Annotated in this window: 15 protein-coding genes; 13 read left to right on the top strand and 2 right to left on the bottom strand. The window is 65.9% G+C overall.

Translation table 11 applies throughout. The features are described from left to right. The gene (locus NX775_RS08760; protein ID WP_258835641.1) at positions 1–5280 is read left to right on the top strand and encodes a hybrid sensor histidine kinase/response regulator; all 5280 of its coding nucleotides are present in this window, start codon (positions 1–3) and stop codon (positions 5278–5280) included. 17 nt (positions 5281–5297) lie between these two features. On the opposite strand, the gene NX775_RS08755 is transcribed toward NX775_RS08760, so the two are convergent. Then, complete coding sequence (locus NX775_RS08755) at positions 5298–6788, bottom strand: cryptochrome/photolyase family protein (RefSeq protein ID WP_258835992.1); 1491 nt, start codon at positions 6786–6788, stop codon at positions 5298–5300. Positions 6789–6982: 194 nt separating this feature from the next. Between NX775_RS08755 and NX775_RS08750 the strand changes: the two genes are divergently transcribed. The 6 genes from NX775_RS08750 to NX775_RS08725 are packed head-to-tail and all read left to right on the top strand — an operon-like array spanning position 6983 to position 11645. Further along, positions 6983–7639, top strand: coding sequence for a YqgE/AlgH family protein (locus NX775_RS08750; protein ID WP_370660566.1), 657 nt, complete (start codon positions 6983–6985; stop codon positions 7637–7639). A gap of 26 nt (positions 7640–7665) precedes the next feature. Then, positions 7666–8052, top strand: coding sequence for a Holliday junction resolvase RuvX (ruvX, locus tag NX775_RS08745; RefSeq protein WP_258835640.1), 387 nt, complete (start codon positions 7666–7668; stop codon positions 8050–8052). Positions 8053–8056: 4 nt separating this feature from the next. Further along, the gene (gene pyrR, locus NX775_RS08740) at positions 8057–8587 is read left to right on the top strand and encodes a bifunctional pyr operon transcriptional regulator/uracil phosphoribosyltransferase PyrR (RefSeq protein WP_258835639.1); all 531 of its coding nucleotides are present in this window, start codon (positions 8057–8059) and stop codon (positions 8585–8587) included. Next, positions 8568–9542, top strand: coding sequence for an aspartate carbamoyltransferase catalytic subunit (locus NX775_RS08735; protein WP_183556324.1), 975 nt, complete (start codon positions 8568–8570; stop codon positions 9540–9542). Before pyrR ends, NX775_RS08735 begins: the two co-directional genes overlap by 20 nt. Then, positions 9539–10834: a dihydroorotase gene (locus NX775_RS08730; protein ID WP_258835638.1), complete on the top strand. Its 1296-nt coding sequence runs from the start codon at positions 9539–9541 to the stop codon at positions 10832–10834. Before NX775_RS08735 ends, NX775_RS08730 begins: the two co-directional genes overlap by 4 nt. Before the next feature lie 55 nt (positions 10835–10889). After that, complete coding sequence (locus tag NX775_RS08725) at positions 10890–11645, top strand: lysophospholipid acyltransferase family protein (RefSeq protein ID WP_258835637.1); 756 nt, start codon at positions 10890–10892, stop codon at positions 11643–11645. Position 11646: 1 nt separating this feature from the next. On the opposite strand, the gene NX775_RS08720 is transcribed toward NX775_RS08725, so the two are convergent. Further along, a complete protein-coding gene (locus NX775_RS08720; RefSeq protein WP_258835636.1) occupies positions 11647–12495 on the bottom strand; it encodes a symmetrical bis(5'-nucleosyl)-tetraphosphatase in 849 nt (282 codons plus the stop codon). Positions 12496–12765: 270 nt separating this feature from the next. Between NX775_RS08720 and NX775_RS08715 the strand changes: the two genes are divergently transcribed. From NX775_RS08715 to NX775_RS08690, 6 genes are all read left to right on the top strand, one after another. Then, positions 12766–13860 carry an MraY family glycosyltransferase gene (locus NX775_RS08715; RefSeq protein ID WP_258835635.1) on the top strand — a complete coding sequence of 365 codons (1095 nt, stop codon included), beginning with the start codon at positions 12766–12768 and terminating at the stop codon, positions 13858–13860. A 103-nt stretch (positions 13861–13963) separates the two neighbouring features. Beyond that, a complete protein-coding gene (locus tag NX775_RS08710) occupies positions 13964–14275 on the top strand; it encodes an H-NS histone family protein (RefSeq protein ID WP_258835990.1) in 312 nt (103 codons plus the stop codon). 253 nt (positions 14276–14528) lie between these two features. Continuing rightward, positions 14529–15911, top strand: coding sequence for a phosphomannomutase/phosphoglucomutase (locus NX775_RS08705; protein WP_258835634.1), 1383 nt, complete (start codon positions 14529–14531; stop codon positions 15909–15911). A 10-nt stretch (positions 15912–15921) separates the two neighbouring features. Then, on the top strand, positions 15922–16902 hold the full coding sequence (waaC, locus tag NX775_RS08700; protein ID WP_258835633.1) for a lipopolysaccharide heptosyltransferase I: 981 nt from the start codon (positions 15922–15924) through the stop codon (positions 16900–16902). A 1-nt stretch (position 16903) separates the two neighbouring features. Continuing rightward, positions 16904–18184, top strand: coding sequence for a lipid IV(A) 3-deoxy-D-manno-octulosonic acid transferase (gene waaA, locus NX775_RS08695; protein ID WP_258835632.1), 1281 nt, complete (start codon positions 16904–16906; stop codon positions 18182–18184). Positions 18185–18279: 95 nt separating this feature from the next. Continuing rightward, complete coding sequence (locus tag NX775_RS08690) at positions 18280–18789, top strand: YcxB family protein (RefSeq protein ID WP_258835631.1); 510 nt, start codon at positions 18280–18282, stop codon at positions 18787–18789. Positions 18790–18806: the final 17 nt, after the last annotated feature.

Below are 18806 nucleotides of genomic sequence, written 5' to 3'. Positions count from 1 at the left end.
ATGACGACCTTGAACCGCTCCAGCAGTTTTGATACCGGCCCGCTGTCCTGGGTCATTGGCGAAATCCGCGACGCCCTCACGCGCGCCGCGACGTCCCTGCGCGACGCCGCGGGCCGCTCGCCCGAGGCGCAGCCAACCTTGCTGCTGCATGCGAAATCGCATCTGCACCAGGCGCACGGCGCCTTGCAGATGGTCGATGTCGAAGGCGTTGGCGTGTTCACCGCCGCCGCCGAAGCGGTGCTCGATCGTTTCAAGGACGGCCAGTTGGCCTGCAACGCCGAGAGCGTGCAGGTGGTGCTGGACGCCTTCGGTGCGCTGGGCGAATACCTCGACGAACTCCTGGGCGGCGCCCCGCAACAGCCGGCGCGCCTGTTCCCGTATTACCGCGACATGGTCGAACGCCAGGGTGAGACCAAGGTCCATCCGGCCGACCTGCTGCCCCTTGATCTGTCGGTGCTGCCCGAGTTGCCGGCCACGGGCACTGCCGTGGGCGAGGTCGACATCGCGGCCTGCCGCGCGCACTTCGAAAAAGCCCTGCTGCCCTATCTGAAGGCCGACGACGATGCCGCGCGCCGCGCGCAGGCGCACGACATGGCCGCGGCGATCGCGCCGATCGCCGGCGCGCAGGAGAGCGCACGCGCGCGCCTGTTCTGGCAGGCGCTGCATGCGTTTGCCACCGTGGTGGCCGATGGCCAGATCGCCAGCGATCTGTATGTCAAACAGCTCTTTGGGCAGATCAACCTGCAGTTGCGGCGCCTGGCCAAGGGCCAGCAGGATTCGCCCGAGACGATGCTGCGCGACGCGCTGTTCTTCGTGGCCGCCGCCTGCGCACCGGGCCCTGAGGCAGGCGCGCTGCGTCAGGCTCTGGACCTGGACGGCGCGGTGCCGCACGACTACGCCGAACGCCGCTACGGCAAGCTCGATCCGCAGGCGCTGAAGGATGCGCGCGAAGCGCTGGCCCGCACCAAGTCGGACTGGGACCTGATTGCCGGCGACGGCAAGCCCGACGCCGCGGTCGAGAACGATTTCAACGATGCGCTGGCACGCCTGGCCGGCGCCAGCGACAAGCTGGGCGCCCCGGCGCTCGCGCAGCTGCTGCGTGAGCTGGGCCGCGCGGCGGGCGACTCGGTGCAGTCGGGCCGCGACGACCAGTTTGGCCTGGAGATGGCCGCCGCCATGCTGTTCGTCGAGAACAGCCTGGACCAGCTGCGCCAGTTGCCCGACGATTTTTCGCAGAACGCCGAAGCCGTCGGCGCGCGCCTGCTGGCGCTGGCCGCGGGCGAAACCCCGCCCGATGCGCCGCAGTGGCAGGGTGAACTGGCGCGCCAGATCCAGCAGGGCCAGACCGTGGCCGTGCTGGCGGGCGAGGTCAAGGCCGGCCTGCGCCAGATCGAAAAACTGCTCGACGATTATTACGACGACCCGTCCAAACGCCAGGTGCTGGAACAGGCCGGGCCGGTGCTGCATGGCTTGCAGGGCGCGTTTGCCATTCTCGACCAGGAGCAGGCCGTACTGACCGTGCGCCACGTCGAGGACGCGGTACGCACGCTGGCCGACAGCGCCAGCGATGTCACCGCGCAGCACGCGTCGCTGCATAATATTGCGCAGAACATCGGCGCCCTGGGGTTCTTTGCCGACCTGCTGGCGCAGGACAGCACGCTGGCGCGTGGCCGCTTCACGTTCGACACCGAGAAACAGCTGCTGCGCGAACTGCCATTCGAGTTCACTGAGGCTGCTGCCGCCGCCGAGACGCCGGTGGCGCCTGTCGCCCAAGCCAGCGCACAGGACGACGTCGACGCCGAACTGCTCGGGATCTTCATCGCCGAAGCGCAGGAAGTGCTTGGCGTCGTGGTCGAGACGCTGCCGCGCGCGGCCGACGAGCCGGGCAACCAGGAAACGCTGACCGCCCTGCGCCGTGCTTTCCACACGCTCAAGGGCAGCAGCCGCATGGTGGGCCTGGAAGCCTTTGGCGCGACCGCCGCCAGCATCGAGCGGGTCATGAACATCTGGCTGGCCGACGGCTGCGCGGCCACCGCCGACCTGCTGGCGCTGCTCGCGCACGCCTATGCCGAACTGGATGCGTGGGTGGCCGAACTGGCCGCCGGCCAGGCGCCGCAGCGCGATGGCGCGGCGCTGATCGAGGCGGCGGCGCGGGTGCAGGAGGGCGGCGCGTTCGAGCCGCCGGCCGATGCCCAGCTGGATGTGCAGCTGGACGAGCAGTTTGACGCGCAGTTCGATGATATCCCGGTACTCGACGTCCAGATCACGCCGCCCGGCGAGGATGGCGTGCGGCGCGTGGGTGACCTGACCATCGGCCAGGCGCTGCACGACGTCTACCTGCTCGAAACCGAATCACTGTGCGCCACGCTGGAAGACGCGTTCGCCGCGCTGCGCCAGGACCCGGCGCAGCGTGCATCCGCCGATGCGATCACGGCCGCGCACACGCTGGCCGGCACCTCGGCCACGGTCGGCTACACCGACCTGTGTGAACTGGCGCATGCGCTGGAAAGAACGCTCGAGAAGCTCACCGTGCCGGGCGCTCCCCTGGACGAGGATGGGCTGGGCCTGTTCGACACGACGCTGGCGCGCATGCGCGCGATGCTGCACGTGTTCACGCTGGGCGAACTGGCCCCGGCGCAGCCGGACCTGATCGAACAGCTGGCCGCACTGCGCGCCCGCCTGGGCACATCGCCGTTCGACAAGCTCGAACCAGCGCTGGCCAGCCGGCTCGATACGCTGTTTGCCGACGCCTACAAGCAGTTGCTGGCCGAGCCGCCGCCATTCATGGCGCCGGCGCCTGCGCCTCGCGAGGCCGCGCCTGCAGCAGCCTCGGACGATATCGACGACATCTTCAGCGCATTCGGTGACGACCCGTTCGCAGCGCCAGCCCTGGAGCAGGCCGCCCCAGAGCCGGGGGAGGCCGGCTTCGTGGCGGTGACGCCGGATGAAGCGGTGTTGGTCGAGGCTGCGTCAGAACCGGCGCCGGAACCCGAACCCGAACCCGAACCAGAACCAGAACCAGAACCTGCAGCGGAACCCGAGCTGGCGCTCGACGACCTGCATGAGCCCGAGCTGGTTGGCGCCAGCGGGTACGTTGACGAGATCGACGCCGACCTGCTGCCGGTCTTCCTCGAAGAAGCGAGCGACCTGCTGCCGCGCATCGGGCACGACCTGCGCCAGTGGCAGCAGGAGCCGTCCAACGCCGGTGTCGCGCAGCGCATGCAGCGCGACCTGCACACGGTCAAGGGCAGCGCGCGCATGGCCGGCGCGATGCGCCTGGGTCAGCACGCGCACGAACTGGAAACGCAGATCGAGAACATGGTCCATGCCGGCACCTCGACGCTGCCGCCGACCGCGTTCGACGAGCTGCTCGCTAACTACGACAGCGCGATGCTGCTGTTCGAGGGCTTGCAGCAGCCGGCTGGCGGCGCCTCGGAGCCAGCCTCAGTGGATGCCCCCGCGGCCGCGCCGGCCGAGCCAGCCCGCGCGCCGCTGGTGCGCGTGCGCGCCGACATCCTCGACCGGGTGGTGAACCAGGCGGGCGAGGTGTCGATCACGCGCTCGCGTCTGGAAAACCAGGTTGGCATACTCAAATCGTCGCTTGGCGACTTCTCGGACAACGTGGGCCGCCTGCGGCGCCAGTTGCGCGAGATCGAGATGCAGGCCGAATCGCAGATCGCTTCACGCCTGTCGATCGCCGGTGAGCGCGAATTCGATCCGCTCGAATTCGACCGCTTCACGCGCCTGCAGGAACTCACGCGCATGCTGGCCGAAAGCGTCGACGACGTCGCCTCGTTCCAGGAAAGCCTGGCGCGCACCGTCGATTCGGCCAACGAAGAACTCTCAGCCCAGGCGCGCATGACGCGCGACCTGCAGCGCGACCTGATGCGGGTGCGGATGGTGCCGTTTGCCAGCCTGTCCGAGCGCCTGTTCCGCGTCGCGCGCCAGACGGCCAAAGAAACCGACAAGCGCGTCAACCTGGATATCCGGGGCGGCGCCGTCGAAATCGATCGGGGTGTGCTGGAACAGATGGCCGCGCCGTTCGAACATCTGCTGCGCAACGCGATCGTGCACGGCATCGAGCCGCGCGCGGGGCGCCAGGCTGCCGGCAAGGCCGAAACGGGCGAGCTGCTGGTGCAGGTCAGCCAGCACGGCAACGAAGTCCTGATCAACTTCAGCGATGACGGCGCGGGGCTGGACCTCGAACGCATCCGCGCCAAGGCGCTGGCCGGCGGCCTGATTGCCGAAGGCGACGAGGCGCCGGACGAGCAGGTAACCGACCTGATTTTCGCACCGGGCTTTTCGACAGCGGACACGCTGACCGAACTGGCCGGGCGTGGCGTCGGCATGGACGTGGTGCGCTCCGAAGCCCAGGCGCTGGGCGGGCGCGTCGCGGTGGCGTCCGAGCCGGGGCAGGGCGCGCGCTTCACGATCACGCTGCCGCTGACGCTGGCCGTCGCTCAGGTCGTGCTGGTGGTGGCCGGTGGCCGCACTCACGCGGTGCCGTCGACGCTGGTCGAGGCGGTGCAGCAGGTGCGCGAGGCCGACCTGGCCGCTGCGATCGACGCCGGCAACATCCACCTGGCTGGCCACGAACTGGCGCTGTATGGTTTGCCTGATTTGCTGGGCATGGACGACGACGAGCGCATCACGACGCAGCGTTCGACGCCGGTGCTGGTCTTGAATGGCGGCAGCCGCCGCATCGCGCTGCGCGTGGACGAGGTACTGGGCAACCGCGAGGTGGTGGTCAAGAACATCGGCCGCCAGCTGGCGCGCATGCCGGGCATCGACGGCGCCACGGTCCTGGGTTCGGGCGAGATCGTCCTGATCCTCGATCCGCTGGCGCTGGCGCAGCAACCACAAGGTGAGGCGCGTGTGAAGCAGGCCGTCGCGCTGCAGGTGCGGCGCCCCACCGTGATGGTGGTCGACGATTCGCTGACGGTGCGGCGCGTGACGCAGCGCCTGCTCGAACGCGAAGGCTATCGCGTAGTGCTGGCCAAGGACGGCATCGAGGCGCTGGAACTGATCGGGCAGGGCGCACCCGACCTGATGCTGGTCGATATCGAGATGCCGCGCATGGACGGCTTCGACCTGACCCGCAATGTGCGGGGCAATGAGGCAACGAAGGCGATCCCGATCATCATGATCACGTCGCGCACAGCCGACAAGCACCGCAACGTGGCGCTCGGGCTGGGCGTAAATGCCTACTTCGGCAAGCCGTACCAGGAGACGGTGCTGCTGGCGGCGATCGAGGGCTTGCTGGGGCGCGAGGCAGCGTAATGGCGTAACGACGGCGTTCAGTCGTCGTTCGCGTCGTCCTTCGCGTCGACCGTCTCCGCCACCACCTTCTTCACCACCGCAAAGCGCTCCAGCGTGCGCTGCCGCGCCGCGTCGTGCTCCACGACCGGCGCCGGATAATCCCGTCCCAGCACGACACCGCGCTCTGCCAGCACATCGGACTTCACCAGCCACGGCGCGTGAATCTGCTTGCCATCGAGCTTTGCCAGTTGCGGCAGGTAGCGCCGGATGAACTCTCCGCGCGCGTCAAAGCGCGTCGATTGCGTGACCGGATTGAAGATCCGGAACCACGGCTGCGCGTCGCACCCGGTCGACGCCGCCCACTGCCAGCCGCCATTGTTCGAGGCCAGCTCATAGTCATTGAGCTGGCGCGCGAAATAACGCTCGCCGCGGCGCCAGTCGATCCCGAGATCCTTGGTGAGAAAGCTCGCCGTGACCATGCGCAGCCGGTTGTGCATGAAGCCCGTTTGATTCAGCTGCAGCATCGCCGCATCGACCAGCGGATACCCGGTGCGGCCCTCGCACCAGGCCGCGAACAGTGCGTCGGCTTCGGCCCCGGTGTCCCACGTGACCGCATCGAACGCCGGCTTGAACGAGCGTTCGACCACGTGCGGGTTCTGCGACAGCACCATCGCGTAGAAGTCGCGCCAGATCAGTTCCGACAGCCACACGGACGCACCGGTCCCGCCGGTGCCCGACTGCACCATGTCGCGCGCGCTGCGCACCAGATGGCGGATGGACGTGGTGCCAAAGCGCAGGTGGGCCGACAGCCGTGACGTGCCTTCTTCGGCCGGAAAGTCGCGCGCACGGCCATAGTCGGCCATCTCGGTCACAAACGCCTCGAACATCGCCTCGGCCCCATCCATCCCGGCCGGCAGTGGCGGCTCGCCCGACGTGAACCCGATCTCTTCCAGGGCCGGCAGGGCGGCCGGCGCACCTGTGGGCGGCGCGAACGCGTGCGCATGGGCGTCGACCGGGTAGGTGGCCAGGGTCTCGGGATGCGCGGCCAGGCGCTTGAGCCAGGCGTTCTTGTACGGCGTAAACACCGAGAACACGCCGCCGGCGAGCGTGAGCACTTCCTGCTTCTCGAAGATGACCTGGTCCTTGTAGGTATGGAAGGCGCAGTCGCGCCCGGCCAGTTGTTCGGCCACGGCGAGATCGCGGGCAATGGCCGACGGTTCATGGTCGGTGCCGGCATGCACGGCATCGATCCCGAGTTCTTCCGCTAAAGCCGCGACTTCATCGCGCGCGCTGCCGTGGCGCACGATCAGGTAGCCTCCAAGGCGACGCAGTTCCGTGTCGAGCTGGGCCAGGCTGGCATGGATGAAACGCAGACGCCGGTCATCCTTTGGCAACTCATCGAGGATGTCGGTGTCGTACACGAACACGCAATAGACCTGCTGCGACGAACGCAGGGCGTGGTGCAGGGGTGCGTGGTCGAACGTGCGCAGGTCACGGCGGAACCAGACTAAAGACTTGCTTAAATTCATCATCGTGTGCGGGGTCAAGGCGGATCCAGATTTTACTGCCCATCATCGAAACGTGTGGCGCCCGAGGAATGCTTCCAATGGCCTCAGGGGCAAATGGGTGTAAACTGTCGAAAAGCGTAAGGTTGTTCTGCAGATACTTGGCAGCCGTTCAACAGAAGTAACAACGCGAGAGTGCGCCTTTTGAGAGCAATCGTATGAAAAAAACCAAATTTGGCCAAACTCTTCCCATGCCGGGCATGCCCCGTGAGCAGGGTGGCTCCCCCACCATGGCGGGCCCGGCAGCATCCGGTCTGAACCTGGCAAACCACTTCCTGATCGCCATGCCGTCGATCCAGGATCCCGTCTTCGGTGGCACCGTCGTCTATGTCTGCGAGCACAACGACAAGGGCGTGCTCGGCGTGGTCATCAACAAGCCGACCGACATGACGATGGAAACCCTGTTCGACCGCGTTGACCTCAAGCTGGCCGAAGGCTTGCGCGCCACCGTCGTCGACGAGCCGATCATGTTTGGCGGCCCCGTGCAGGACGACCGCGGCTTTGTGCTGCATTCGCCGGGCGGGCGCTATTCGTCGTCGCTGACCGTCACCGACGACGTCTCGTTTACCACCTCGATCGACGTGCTCGAGGCCGTCGCCAATGGCGGTGGCCCGGCGCGCATGCTCGTCTCCATCGGCTATGCCGGCTGGAGCCCGGGCCAGCTCGAAGAAGAAATTTCGCGCAATGGCTGGCTGACGGTAGGCGCCGACGCGCGCGTGCTGTTCGACCTGCCGATCGAAGAGCGCTACCACGCTGCCATCAAGCTGCTGGGCATCGATCCGCTGATGCTCGCCACCGAAGCCGGCCATGCGTAAGGCGCTCCCGTACAAGAAACGTTTGCATGGTTGATATCGTTCTGGGCTTCGACTTCGGCATCAAGCGGATCGGCATTGCCATGGGCAACACCCTGACCGGGCAGGCCCAGCCTTTGAGAGTCGTCAGTGCGATCGACAACGCCACCCGCTTCCAGATCATTGGCGAGCTGATCGCCCAATGGCAGCCGGCGCGCCTGATCGTGGGCGAGCCGCGCCATCCCGATGGCGCCGAGCACGACATGACCCTGCGCAGCCGCCGCTTCGCCAACCAGCTGCATGGCCGCTTCAACCTGCCCGTCGAGCTGGTCGATGAACGCTATTCGTCGGCCGTGATCGCCTCAAAGCGCGGCGACGTCATCGACGACAAGGCGGCCGCCATCATTTTGCAACAGTATTTTGACGCATCACGCTAACCCTATGCCCACCAACAAACACGCATTCGATGCCGAAGCGCTCTACCGCGAGCTGCTGGCCCAGGTCCGCGCAGGCCTGGACGGCGTCGCCGAGCCGGCCATCGTCGGCATCCATTCGGGCGGCGCCTGGCTGGCCGAGCGCCTTGCGCGCGACCTCGACCTGACGCACCGTCTCGGCTCCATCGACGTCTCGTTCTACCGCGACGACTATGCGCGCAAGGGCCTGCATCCGGATGTGAAACCGACCCACATCCGCTTCGCGGTCGACGGCGCCACCGTGGTGCTGGTCGACGACGTGCTGCAGACCGGCCGCACCACGCGCGCGGCGATCAACGTGCTGTTCGACTACGGCCGTCCGGCCTGCATCCGCCTGGCCGCGCTGGCCGACCGGGGCGGGCGCGAGCTGCCGGTGGCTGCCGATTTCGTCGGCGCCCACGCCGTGCTCGAAGCCAACGAGTCGCTGTGCCTGCAGCGCGATGAGACAGGCCAACTTTCGCTTACCATCGAACAAGACAATGCCGATCCTGCACAATAATCCGCAACTGAACAAAAACGGCGAGCTGCAGCACCTGCTCACCATCGAGGGCCTCAAGAAGTCGCACATCGACCACATCCTCGACACCGCATCGAGCTTCGTGGGGATCTCCGACCGCGAAGTCAAGAAGGTCCCGCTCATGCGCGGCAAGAGCGTGTTCAACCTGTTCTTCGAAAATTCGACGCGCACCCGCACCACGTTCGAGATCGCGTCCAAGCGCCTGTCGGCCGACGTCATCAACCTGAACATCCAGGCCTCGTCGACCACCAAGGGCGAGTCGCTGCTCGACACGATCGACAACCTGGCCGCGATGCACGCCGACATGTTCGTGGTGCGCCACGCGCAGTCGGGCGCGCCGTACATGATCGCGCAGCACTTGAACCGGACCCGTTCGGATGTCCACGTCGTCAATGCCGGCGACGGGCGCCATGCGCACCCGACCCAGGGCCTGCTCGACATGTACACGATCCGGCACTACAAGAAAGACTTCACCAACCTGCGCGTGGCGATCGTCGGCGACATCCTGCACAGCCGCGTGGCCCGTTCGGACATCCACGCGTTGACCACGCTGGGCGTTCCCGAAGTGCGCGCCATCGGCCCGCACACCCTGCTGCCGGGCGGCCTGGACCAGATGGGCGTGCGCACCTTCACCAACATCAATGAGGGGCTGAAGGACGTCGACGTGATCATCATGCTGCGCCTGCAGAACGAGCGCATGAGCGGCGCACTGCTGCCGTCGGCGCAGGAATACTTCAAGAGCTACGGCCTGACGCCCGAGCGCCTGGCGCTGGCCAAACCGGACGCGATCGTGATGCACCCGGGCCCGATGAACCGCGGCGTCGAGATCGACTCGGCGGTGGCCGACGGCAGCCAGGCAGTGATCCTGCCGCAGGTGACGTTCGGGATCGCGGTACGCATGGCAGTGATGAGCATTTTGGCAGGAACCCACGCATGAAACTCCATATCAAGAACGGGCGCGTGATCGACCCGGCGAACGGCGTCGACGCCCTGCAAGACCTGTTCATCGTCGACGGCAAGATCGCGGCGCTCGGCGTCGCCCCCCAAGGCTTCACGGCCGATCAGAGCATCGATGCGAGCGGCCTCGTGGTCGCCCCGGGCCTGGTCGATTTGTCGGCGCGCCTGCGCGAGCCGGGCTACGAATACAAGGCCACGCTCGAATCCGAGCTGCAGGCGGCGATGCAGGGCGGCGTAACCACGCTGGTCTGCCCGCCCGACACTGACCCGGTGCTCGACGAACCAGGCCTGGTCGAAATGCTCAAGCACCGCGCGCGCATCGTCGACCAGGCCAATGTGCACCCGCTGGGCGCACTGACCGTGGGCCTGAAGGGGCAGGCGCTGACCGAGATGGCCGAACTGACCGAAGCCGGCTGCATCGGCTTTGCGCAGGCCGAGGAACCCATCCTCGACACCAATGTGCTGCTGCGCGCGATGCAGTACGCCAAGACCTTCGACTACACCGTCTGGCTGCGCCCGCAGGACGCGCACATCGGGCGCGGCGGCGTGGCCCATGCCGGCCCGCTGGCCTCGCGCCTCGGCCTGTCCGGCGTGCCGGTGATGTCCGAGACCATCGCGCTGCACACGATTTTCGAGCTGATGCGCTCCACCGGCGCGCGCGTGCACCTGTGCCGGATTTCGTCCGCTGCGGGCCTGGACCTGATTCGCGCCGCAAAGAAAGAAGGCCTGAACCTGACGGTCGACGTGGGTGTGCACCATCTGCACCTGACGGACGCCGACATCGGCTTCTTCGATTCCAACGCGCGCCTCACGCCGCCACTGCGCTCGCAGCGCGACCGTGACGCAATCCGCGCCGCGCTCGTCGATGGCACGGTCGATGCGATCTGCTCCGACCACACGCCAGTCGATGACGACGAAAAGCTGCTGCCGTTCGGCGAAGCCTCGCCCGGCGCCACGGGTCTCGAGCTGCTGCTGGCGCTCACGCTCAAGTGGGCGCAAGACCAGCCGCACGGCGCACAGGATGCACAGGGCGCGCTGGCGCTGGCACTTGGCAAGGTCACCTGCGAAGCGGCGCGCATTGCCGGTCTGCCGGCCGGCACGCTGGGCGTGGGCGCAGCGGCCGATGTCGTGCTGTTCGACCCGGCTGCGCGCTGGCTGGTCGACGGCAAGGCGCTGGCCAGCCAGGGCAAGCACACGCCATTCCTCGGCTACGAGCTGGCCGGGCAGGTGCGCGCGACCGTCGTGCGCGGCCGCGTGGCTTACCAGCGTTGATCCAACCACCGCGCGCGCTTCGCCTGAAGCGCGCGCCTTCACGGCGCCCACCACTTTGAATATCCGGCTTGCCTGGCGCCTCGCGCGCGTTACCGTCCATCTGTGCGAAGGATTGGCGACCTGCGCGCTGGTGTTTCCCTTCTCGTCTCCCGCACTGCGCGCGCGGATCACGCGGCGCTGGTCAAGCCAGCTGCTGCGCCTGTGCCGCGTGAGCGTCGCCCGCGACGGCGGTGTAGCGCCGCTCGCGCATGCGCTGGTGGTGGCCAACCACGTGTCGTGGCTCGACATCTTCGTCATCAATGCTTTGAGCCCGTGCCGGTTCGTGGCCAAGGCCGAGATTCGCGCCTGGCCCGTGATGGGCCGCCTGGCTGCCGGCGCCGGCACCGTGTTCATCGCGCGGGGCAACCGGCGCGAGTTGCGCCATGTGTTCAAGGGACTGGTCGATGTGCTGCAACACGGCGAGCGCGTGGCGCTGTTCCCGGAAGGGACGACCGGCCTGCAAGGCCAGGTGCTGCCGTTCCACGCCAACCTGTTCGAAGCGGCCATCGATGCCGGTGTGCGGGTGCAACCATATGCGCTGGCCTATGTCGGCGCCGACGGCGCGCATCATCCGTCGATCGAGTACGTCGGCGAGACCACCTTTGTGGACAGCCTGTTCCGGATTTTGCAGGGGCCGCCAGTCGCGGCGCGCCTGACCTGTCTGGCGCCCCTCGAGAGCTACGGCGCGCACCGGCGCGAACTGGCGCAGGCGTCGCAGGAGGCCGTGGCAACTGCGGTGGCAACCGCGGCAGCCAACGCAGTCCCGCGCTGATTCAGCGCTGCTTGCCGCCGTGCTCCCGGTACTCGGGGCAATCCACCTGCAGCAGCGTGCGGTCATCGAGGCACACGGCCGTCAGCTTGCCACCCCAGACGCAGCCGCTGTCCAGCCCGATCAGGTTGGGCCGCTGCACCACGCCCAGTGCCGACCAGTGGCCGAATACCACCGTCACATCCTGCGTGCGGCGCGCCGGCAGGTCGAACCATGGCAGCAGGTCGCTGCCGACCGGGCCGGTGTCGGATTCCTTGTGCTTGAAATCCATCGCACCATCGGGCGCGCACAGACGCATGCGCGTGAGGGTGTTGACGATGCAGCGCAGGCGCTCGATGCCCGTCAGACTGTCGTCCCAGCGGTCGGGCTGGTTGCCGTACATCTGGCTCAGGAAATCCAGCCAGCCATCGCCCTGCAGCATGCGTTCGACTTCGCCGGCCAGCGCCATTGTCTGCGCCGCATCCCATTGCGGCGCCACACCGGCGTGCACCAGCAGGTGATTGTCGACGAACATCGCCAGCGGCCGCGCACGCAGCCAGGCGATGAGTTCGTCGCGGTCGGGGGCGGCCAGGATCTCGTCAAGGGTGTCGGAGCGGCTCAGGCGCTGCGCGCCGCCGGCTACCGCGATCAGGTGCAGGTCGTGATTGCCCAGCAGGGCATCGACCCGCCCGCCGCTCGATTGGTTGAGCGCTTTCATGCGCCGCAGCGCCGTCAGTGATTCGGGGCCGCGGTTGATCAGGTCACCCACGAACAGGATGCGCGCGTCGTCGCCCGCCACGAGGGCGATGCGGTCAAGCAGCAGCTGCGCTTCATGCGCGCAGCCTTGGAGGTCGCCAATGGCGTAGGTCGTCATATTCTTGTTCTGGCAGGGCCTCGTGGTCCTGTGGCCTGGCGTTATGAAAGAGGTGGTATGTGATGCCTTGGCGGATACTAAATGATTTTGCGCGCAGCCGGTGTTTTCGCGTCACCGCGCAAGCTTGCGAAAAGATAAATACGAGGCCCGACAAGCGCGCCCAGCCGGTACAATGAGACCGGCTTCCCTTGATGAATTGCGTGCTGTGGCTGCTCCAATTCGCTTCCTTCGCGAAGCGCTTCACAAGAATAGCACCGAAAGAAAACAATAATGTTCTCGTTTTTTGTCAGTTTCCTTTCCTGCGCCTTGCTCACGCTGCTGGTCATCAAGACGGCGCGAAAACATGGCCTGGGACTCGATGGTAATTTCACCGGCATCCAGAAAAACCATACGCATGCAGTAGCGCGCGTTGGCGGCATTCCCATCTTTTTGGCGGTGGTGGTGGCGTCTGGTTTATCGATCTTGCGCCAGCCCCAAATAGCGGCGTGGCTGGCAACCCTGATTGCCTGTGCCACGATTGCTTTGGCCGGCGGCCTTGCCGAAGACTATACGGGGAAGGTCTCGCCTGGCCGTCGCCTGTTCCTGACGATGCTCGCTGCAGGCTTTGGTTATTGGCTTCTCGATGCGCGTGTCGGGCGGCTTGATCTGCCGTGGATGGTGGTGCCCATTGAATCACTCTGGATTGCGCTGCCTTTGACACTGCTCGCCGTTGCCGGCGTTGCCAACGCCATCAATATCATCGACGGTTTCAACGGCCTGGCCGGCGTGATCAGTATTTTCATGCTGATCTCGCTATCGTACGTGGCTCTGCAGGTGGGTGATATGTTCGTGCTGGTGGCAGCGTTGATTGTCGCGGGCGCCACGGCCGGCTTTCTGATCTGGAATTATCCGGTCGGCCTAATTTTCCTGGGCGATGGCGGCGCGTATTTCCTTGGCTTCCTGCTGGGCGAGCTGGCCCTGCTGCTGGTGATGCGCAATCCTGCCGTGTCGACCTGGTATGCGGCGCTGTTGCTGATTTACCCTGCGTTTGAAACCTTATTCTCTGCCTATCGCCGCATGTTTGTCCGTGGTAAATCACCGACGCTGCCCGATGGTATTCACTTGCACAGTTTAATTTTTCGGCGCATCGTGCAATGGACCGTGGGTCCGCGCGAGGCACGCGCACTGATGAAACGCAATGCCCGCACCTCGCCTTATTTATGGCTGATTTCATTGCTGGCAGTGATACCGGCAACCGTGTTCTGGGAAAGCACCGGCACGTTGATGGTGTTCTGTCTGTTGTTCATAATCAGTTACCTGTGGTTGTATGGGCGTATCGTTCGATTCAAGTCGCCGCGCTGGCTTTTTTTAAGCAAGAAAGACTGACCGGATATTATTGTTGTAGTATATTGCGACATTTGGTGAGTATTCGCCGATAGTCAGCAATTGCTGAATCTGCATTCAATTTTTTAACGAACGAGGAACGATGATGGATCTTTCGAATATGTCGGTAGGCGATTTGCGCAACCTGCAAGAACAAATCAAGCAGGAAATGAAAACGCGTGAAACCCAGGAAGTGCAGAAAGCACGCGAACAAATCCTGGCCATCGCGCAAAGCGTCGGCATGCCGCTGAAAGAGTTGATGGCTGCTACCGGCCGCGGTTCGAAAGGCGCGACCGTCGCCGTGCGTTACCGTCATCCGCAGGATTCCAGCCAGCAGTGGACCGGCCGCGGCCGTCAGCCAAAGTGGGTCAAGGAATGGGTCGATGGCGGCAAGTCGATCGACGACCTGCGCGTCTAAGCAGCCTGCACCGCTCCGCCACGCGGAGCATGCGCCGCGCGCTTCCCCAGCGCCGGCGCTGGTGGCGTGGTGCCATCGAATCTGGCGCGCATTGGCGGCCATCGCTATTCCCTGATACTTTTCTGATTCTCCTCTTGTTCTTTTCGTTCGGCATCCGGCCAGGCTTGCACGCGCGCGTACCATTCCCACGCCAGCCGCGCTTGCCGTTACAATAGTGGTTACTTATCAATCCTCCAATATTCCAGGAAACAAAATGGTCGCTCTCTCCAAAACGATTTTCAAGGCTTACGATATTCGCGGCATCATCGACAAGACCCTGGACGCCGGCATCGCGCGTCACATCGGTCGTGCCTTCGGCGCCGCCGCGCTGGCCAAGGGAGAGAGCAAGGTGGTGATCGGCCGCGATGGCCGCCTGTCCGGCCCTGAACTGGCCGGCGCCTTGAGCGAAGGCTTGCGTGACGCCGGCGTCGACGTGATCGACCTGGGCATGGTCGCGACACCGATGGTCTATTTCGGCACCAACGTGCTCGACACCCGCTCGGGCATCATGGTCACCGGCAGCCACAACCCGCCCGACTACAACGGTTTCAAGATGGTCCTGGCCGGCGAAGCCATTTATGGCGACGCCATCACCGGTCTGCACGACAGCATTGCAGCATATGATGGCGCGATCGCAGCCCAGCGCGGCGGCTACAGCACCCACGACATCCGCGCCGCCTACCTCGAGCGCATCATCGGCGACGTCAAGCTGGCGCGCCCGATCAAGATCGCGGTCGACTGCGGCAACGGCGTGGCCGGTGCGTTCGCGGGCGACCTGTATCGCGGCATGGGCGCCGAAGTGGTCGAGCTGTTCTGCGAGGTCGACGGCACGTTCCCGAACCACCATCCTGACCCGGCGCACCCGGAAAACCTGCAGGACCTGATCCGCGCGCTGCAAGAGACCGACGCCGAAATCGGCCTGGCCTTCGACGGCGACGGCGACCGTCTCGGCATCGTCACCAAGGATGGCCAGATTATCTTCCCGGACCGCCAGATGATGCTGTTCGCGGCCGACGTGCTCTCGCGCGTCCCGGGCGGCGAGATCCTGTATGACGTCAAGTGCACGCGCCACCTGGCGCCGTACATCGAGCAGCATGGCGGCAAGCCGCTGATGTGGAAAACCGGCCACTCGCTGGTCAAGGCCAAGCTGAAGGAAACCGGCGCACCGCTGGGCGGCGAGATGAGCGGCCATATCTTCTTCAAGGAGCGCTGGTACGGCTTCGACGACGGCATGTATGCCGGCGCGCGCATGCTCGAGATCCTGACCAAGCAGCAGGATCCGTCGGCGCTGCTCAACAGCCTGCCAATGGCCAGCAGCACCCCAGAACTGCACCTGCAGCTGCAAGAGGGCGAGAACTTCACGTTGATCGACCACCTGCGCGCCAACGCCACGTTCCCGACCTCCGAAAAAATCAACGACATCGACGGCCTGCGCGTCGAGTACGCCGATGGCTTCGGTCTGGCCCGTTCGTCGAACACGACGCCGGTCGTGGTGCTGCGCTTCGAAGGCGAATCGCCGGAAGCACTGGCGCGCATCCAGGCCGAGTTCAAGACCGTGATCCTGGCGGCCAAGCCGGACGCCGACCTGCCGTTCTGAGGATACGCGCTTGAAGATCCTGCTCGTGCGCGTGTCGTCGCTGGGCGACGTGCTGCATAACCTGCCGATGGTGGCCGACCTGCTGCGCGAGCATCCGGGCGCCACGATCGACTGGGTGGTCGAAGAAGGGTACGTGAGCCTCGTGCGCCTGAATCCCCATGTGCGCAAGATCATCCCGTGGTCGTTGCGCCGCTGGCGCAAGAGCCTGGGCAAGCAAGAAACGCGGGCTGAAATCCGCGCGTTCTTCCGCACGCTGCGCGAAGACGAATACGACTATGTGTTCGACACCCAGGGTCTGCTCAAGACCGGCATCATCATGGGCGCGGCGCGCGTGCGCAAGGGTGGCAAGAAAGTCGGCCTGGCCAACGGCAGCGAAGGCTCGGGCTATGAAGGCATCTCGCGCATCTTCCATACCGACAGTATCCCGTTAAATCCGCGCACGCACGCCGTGGCGCGCGGGCGCATGGTCGCGGGTGCTGCGCTCGACTACAGCGTCGACTCGGCCCCCGAGTTCGGGCTACCGGCGCCGACGCCAGTCACGCGGCCGGCGTTTTTGCCGCACGACGACTACGCGGTCTTTTTCCATGGCACGGCGCGCGCGGCCAAGAAGTGGGCCGACGCCAACTGGATCGCACTGGGCGCAGCGCTCGCACCGATGCCGGTGCTGCTGCCATGGGGCTCGCAGGCCGAACACGAGGATGCCCAGGCCCTGGCGGCAGCCATGCCCAATGCCCGCGTGCTGCCAAAACTGTCGATGATGGACGCGGTATTGCTGGCCCAGCATGCGCGCCTTGCAGTGGGCGTCGACACGGGTCTGACCCATATCGCCGCCGCCTTCGTGCGCCCGACGATCGAAATCTACTGCGATTCGCCCAAGTGGAAAACCGAAGGCAACTGGTCCGATCGCATCGTCAACCTGGGCGACCTGGGTGCGCCGCCGTCAAGCGGCGACGTCATCGCGGCAGCACAGCGCCTGCTGGCGCCGGCATGACATGAACCGCACGCTGTACTCAGGCCTCTGGTGGCTGGCCATGCCGGCCGTGCTGGGCCGGCTGTGGTGGCGCGGGCGCAAGGAGCCGGGCTACCGCGCGCATTGGGATGAACGCCTGTCCCTTGGCGGCCCTGCGGCCGGCGAGCGGCCCACGATCATGGTGCATGCGGTATCGGTGGGCGAGACGCGCGCCAGCGAGCCGCTGATCGATGCGCTGCTGCTGGCGTATCCCGATTGCCGCATCCTGCTGACCCACATGACGCCGACCGGCCGCGCCACCGGGCGCGACCTGTTTGCGCGCCACGGCGAGCGTGTCGTGCAGGCCTACCTGCCATACGACACGGGATGGATGACGACGCGCTTCCTGCGCCGTCATCGTCCACGCGCCTGCATCCTGATGGAAACCGAAGTCTGGCCGAACCTGATTCACGCCTGCACGCGCCAGGGCGTGCCGGTCGTGCTGGCCAATGCACGCCTGTCCGAACGCTCGCTCAAACGGGGCCGCAAGACCGGCGCTGTGATGCTGGAGGCCGCGCGCTCGTTCACGCTGGTGGCGGCGCAGACCGACGCCGATGCGGCGCGTATTGCGTCGCTGGGGGCGCCGAACGTCATCGTCACTGGCAGCGTCAAGTTCGACATCGTGCCGCCGCCCAGCGCGCTGGAGAAGGGCGCCTGGCTGCGCATGCGCATCGATGGCGCAGCGCGCCGGCCAGTGTTTCTGTGCGCGAGCACGCGCGAAGGCGAAGAAGCGCTGATCCTGGACGCGTGGCGGCAGAACCGCGACAAGCCGCAGAACGCACTCCTGCTGCTGGTGCCACGCCATCCGCAGCGCTTTGACGATGTGGCGAAGCTGGTGGAGGCCGGCGGTTTGACGCTTGCGCGCCGCTCGCAGCTAGGTCATGACGACGCTATTGATGCTGATGTTCTTCTCGGCGACTCGATGGGCGAGATGTTCGCCTATTACGCCGCCTGCGACTGCGCCTATATCGGCGGCAGCCTGCTGCCGCTGGGCGGCCAGAACCTGATCGAAGCCTGCGCACTGGGCAAGCCGGTGCTGGTGGGCGAACACACGTTCAATTTTCTGGACGCGACGATCGACGCGGTCGATGGCGGCGCCGCCTTGCGCGTGGCGGACGCCGACGCGCTCGTCAGGGAAGCCGCGCGGCTGCTGCGTGACGATGCGGCGCGCGCGGCGATGGGCGCCAGGGCACTGGCGTTTGCCGGCCGCCACCGCGGCGCGACCCTGCGCACTGTTGAACTCGTGCAACGGCTTATTGGGTAGGTTTTGTTACCATTCCCATCTGCACGCTACAAAACTATAGGGGATGCGCCATGTTGTCATTGAATCGCGCGACACCGGGCAGTGATGGAGAGCCAGTGTCTCTTCGGGTCCAGGAAGGGGTAGTCGACACGCTGGGAACGATCCTGGGCTCAGGCCTGGCCGACCACGCACCGGCAAAGCAGCAAGCGGCAAGCGTGCTGCCGCTCGATGCATTGCATTTTTTCGTCCGCTATTCGCTGAGCGAATACGTCAGCTTCATGTGGCAGCACGGGGGCTTCCTGATCCGTCGCCGGCGCGTGCGCTGGCCTGCCAGCTTTCTGCTGCGCCTGCGCAGCACGCTGAGCGCGGGGCTGAACTTCGTGCTGCTCGGACGCGGGCGCCGCACCTATGAATTCACCATCGATGCCCACGGCATCGTGCGCACCAGTGGCGGCGTCACGCTGATCGAATGGGCCGACGTGGCAGCCGTGCGGACCTACTCGCGCGGCTTCATGATGGTGCTCAAGCGGGGCACGCTGCCGATCCCGTTTCGCTGCCTGTCGCAGCAACAGACCGCCACCATGCGCGATCTGGCGGCAGCGCGCCATGCATTGAGTCTGCACTGATCATGACACTGCGCCGG

Origin of the sequence: Massilia aurea (genome assembly GCF_024753205.1) — a bacterium.
In the GTDB taxonomy this organism is placed as follows: Bacteria; Pseudomonadota; Gammaproteobacteria; order Burkholderiales; family Burkholderiaceae_D; genus Telluria; species Telluria aurea.
Note: the sequence above shows the minus strand (reverse complement) of the source record. Positions and strands in the feature narration are given on the sequence as shown.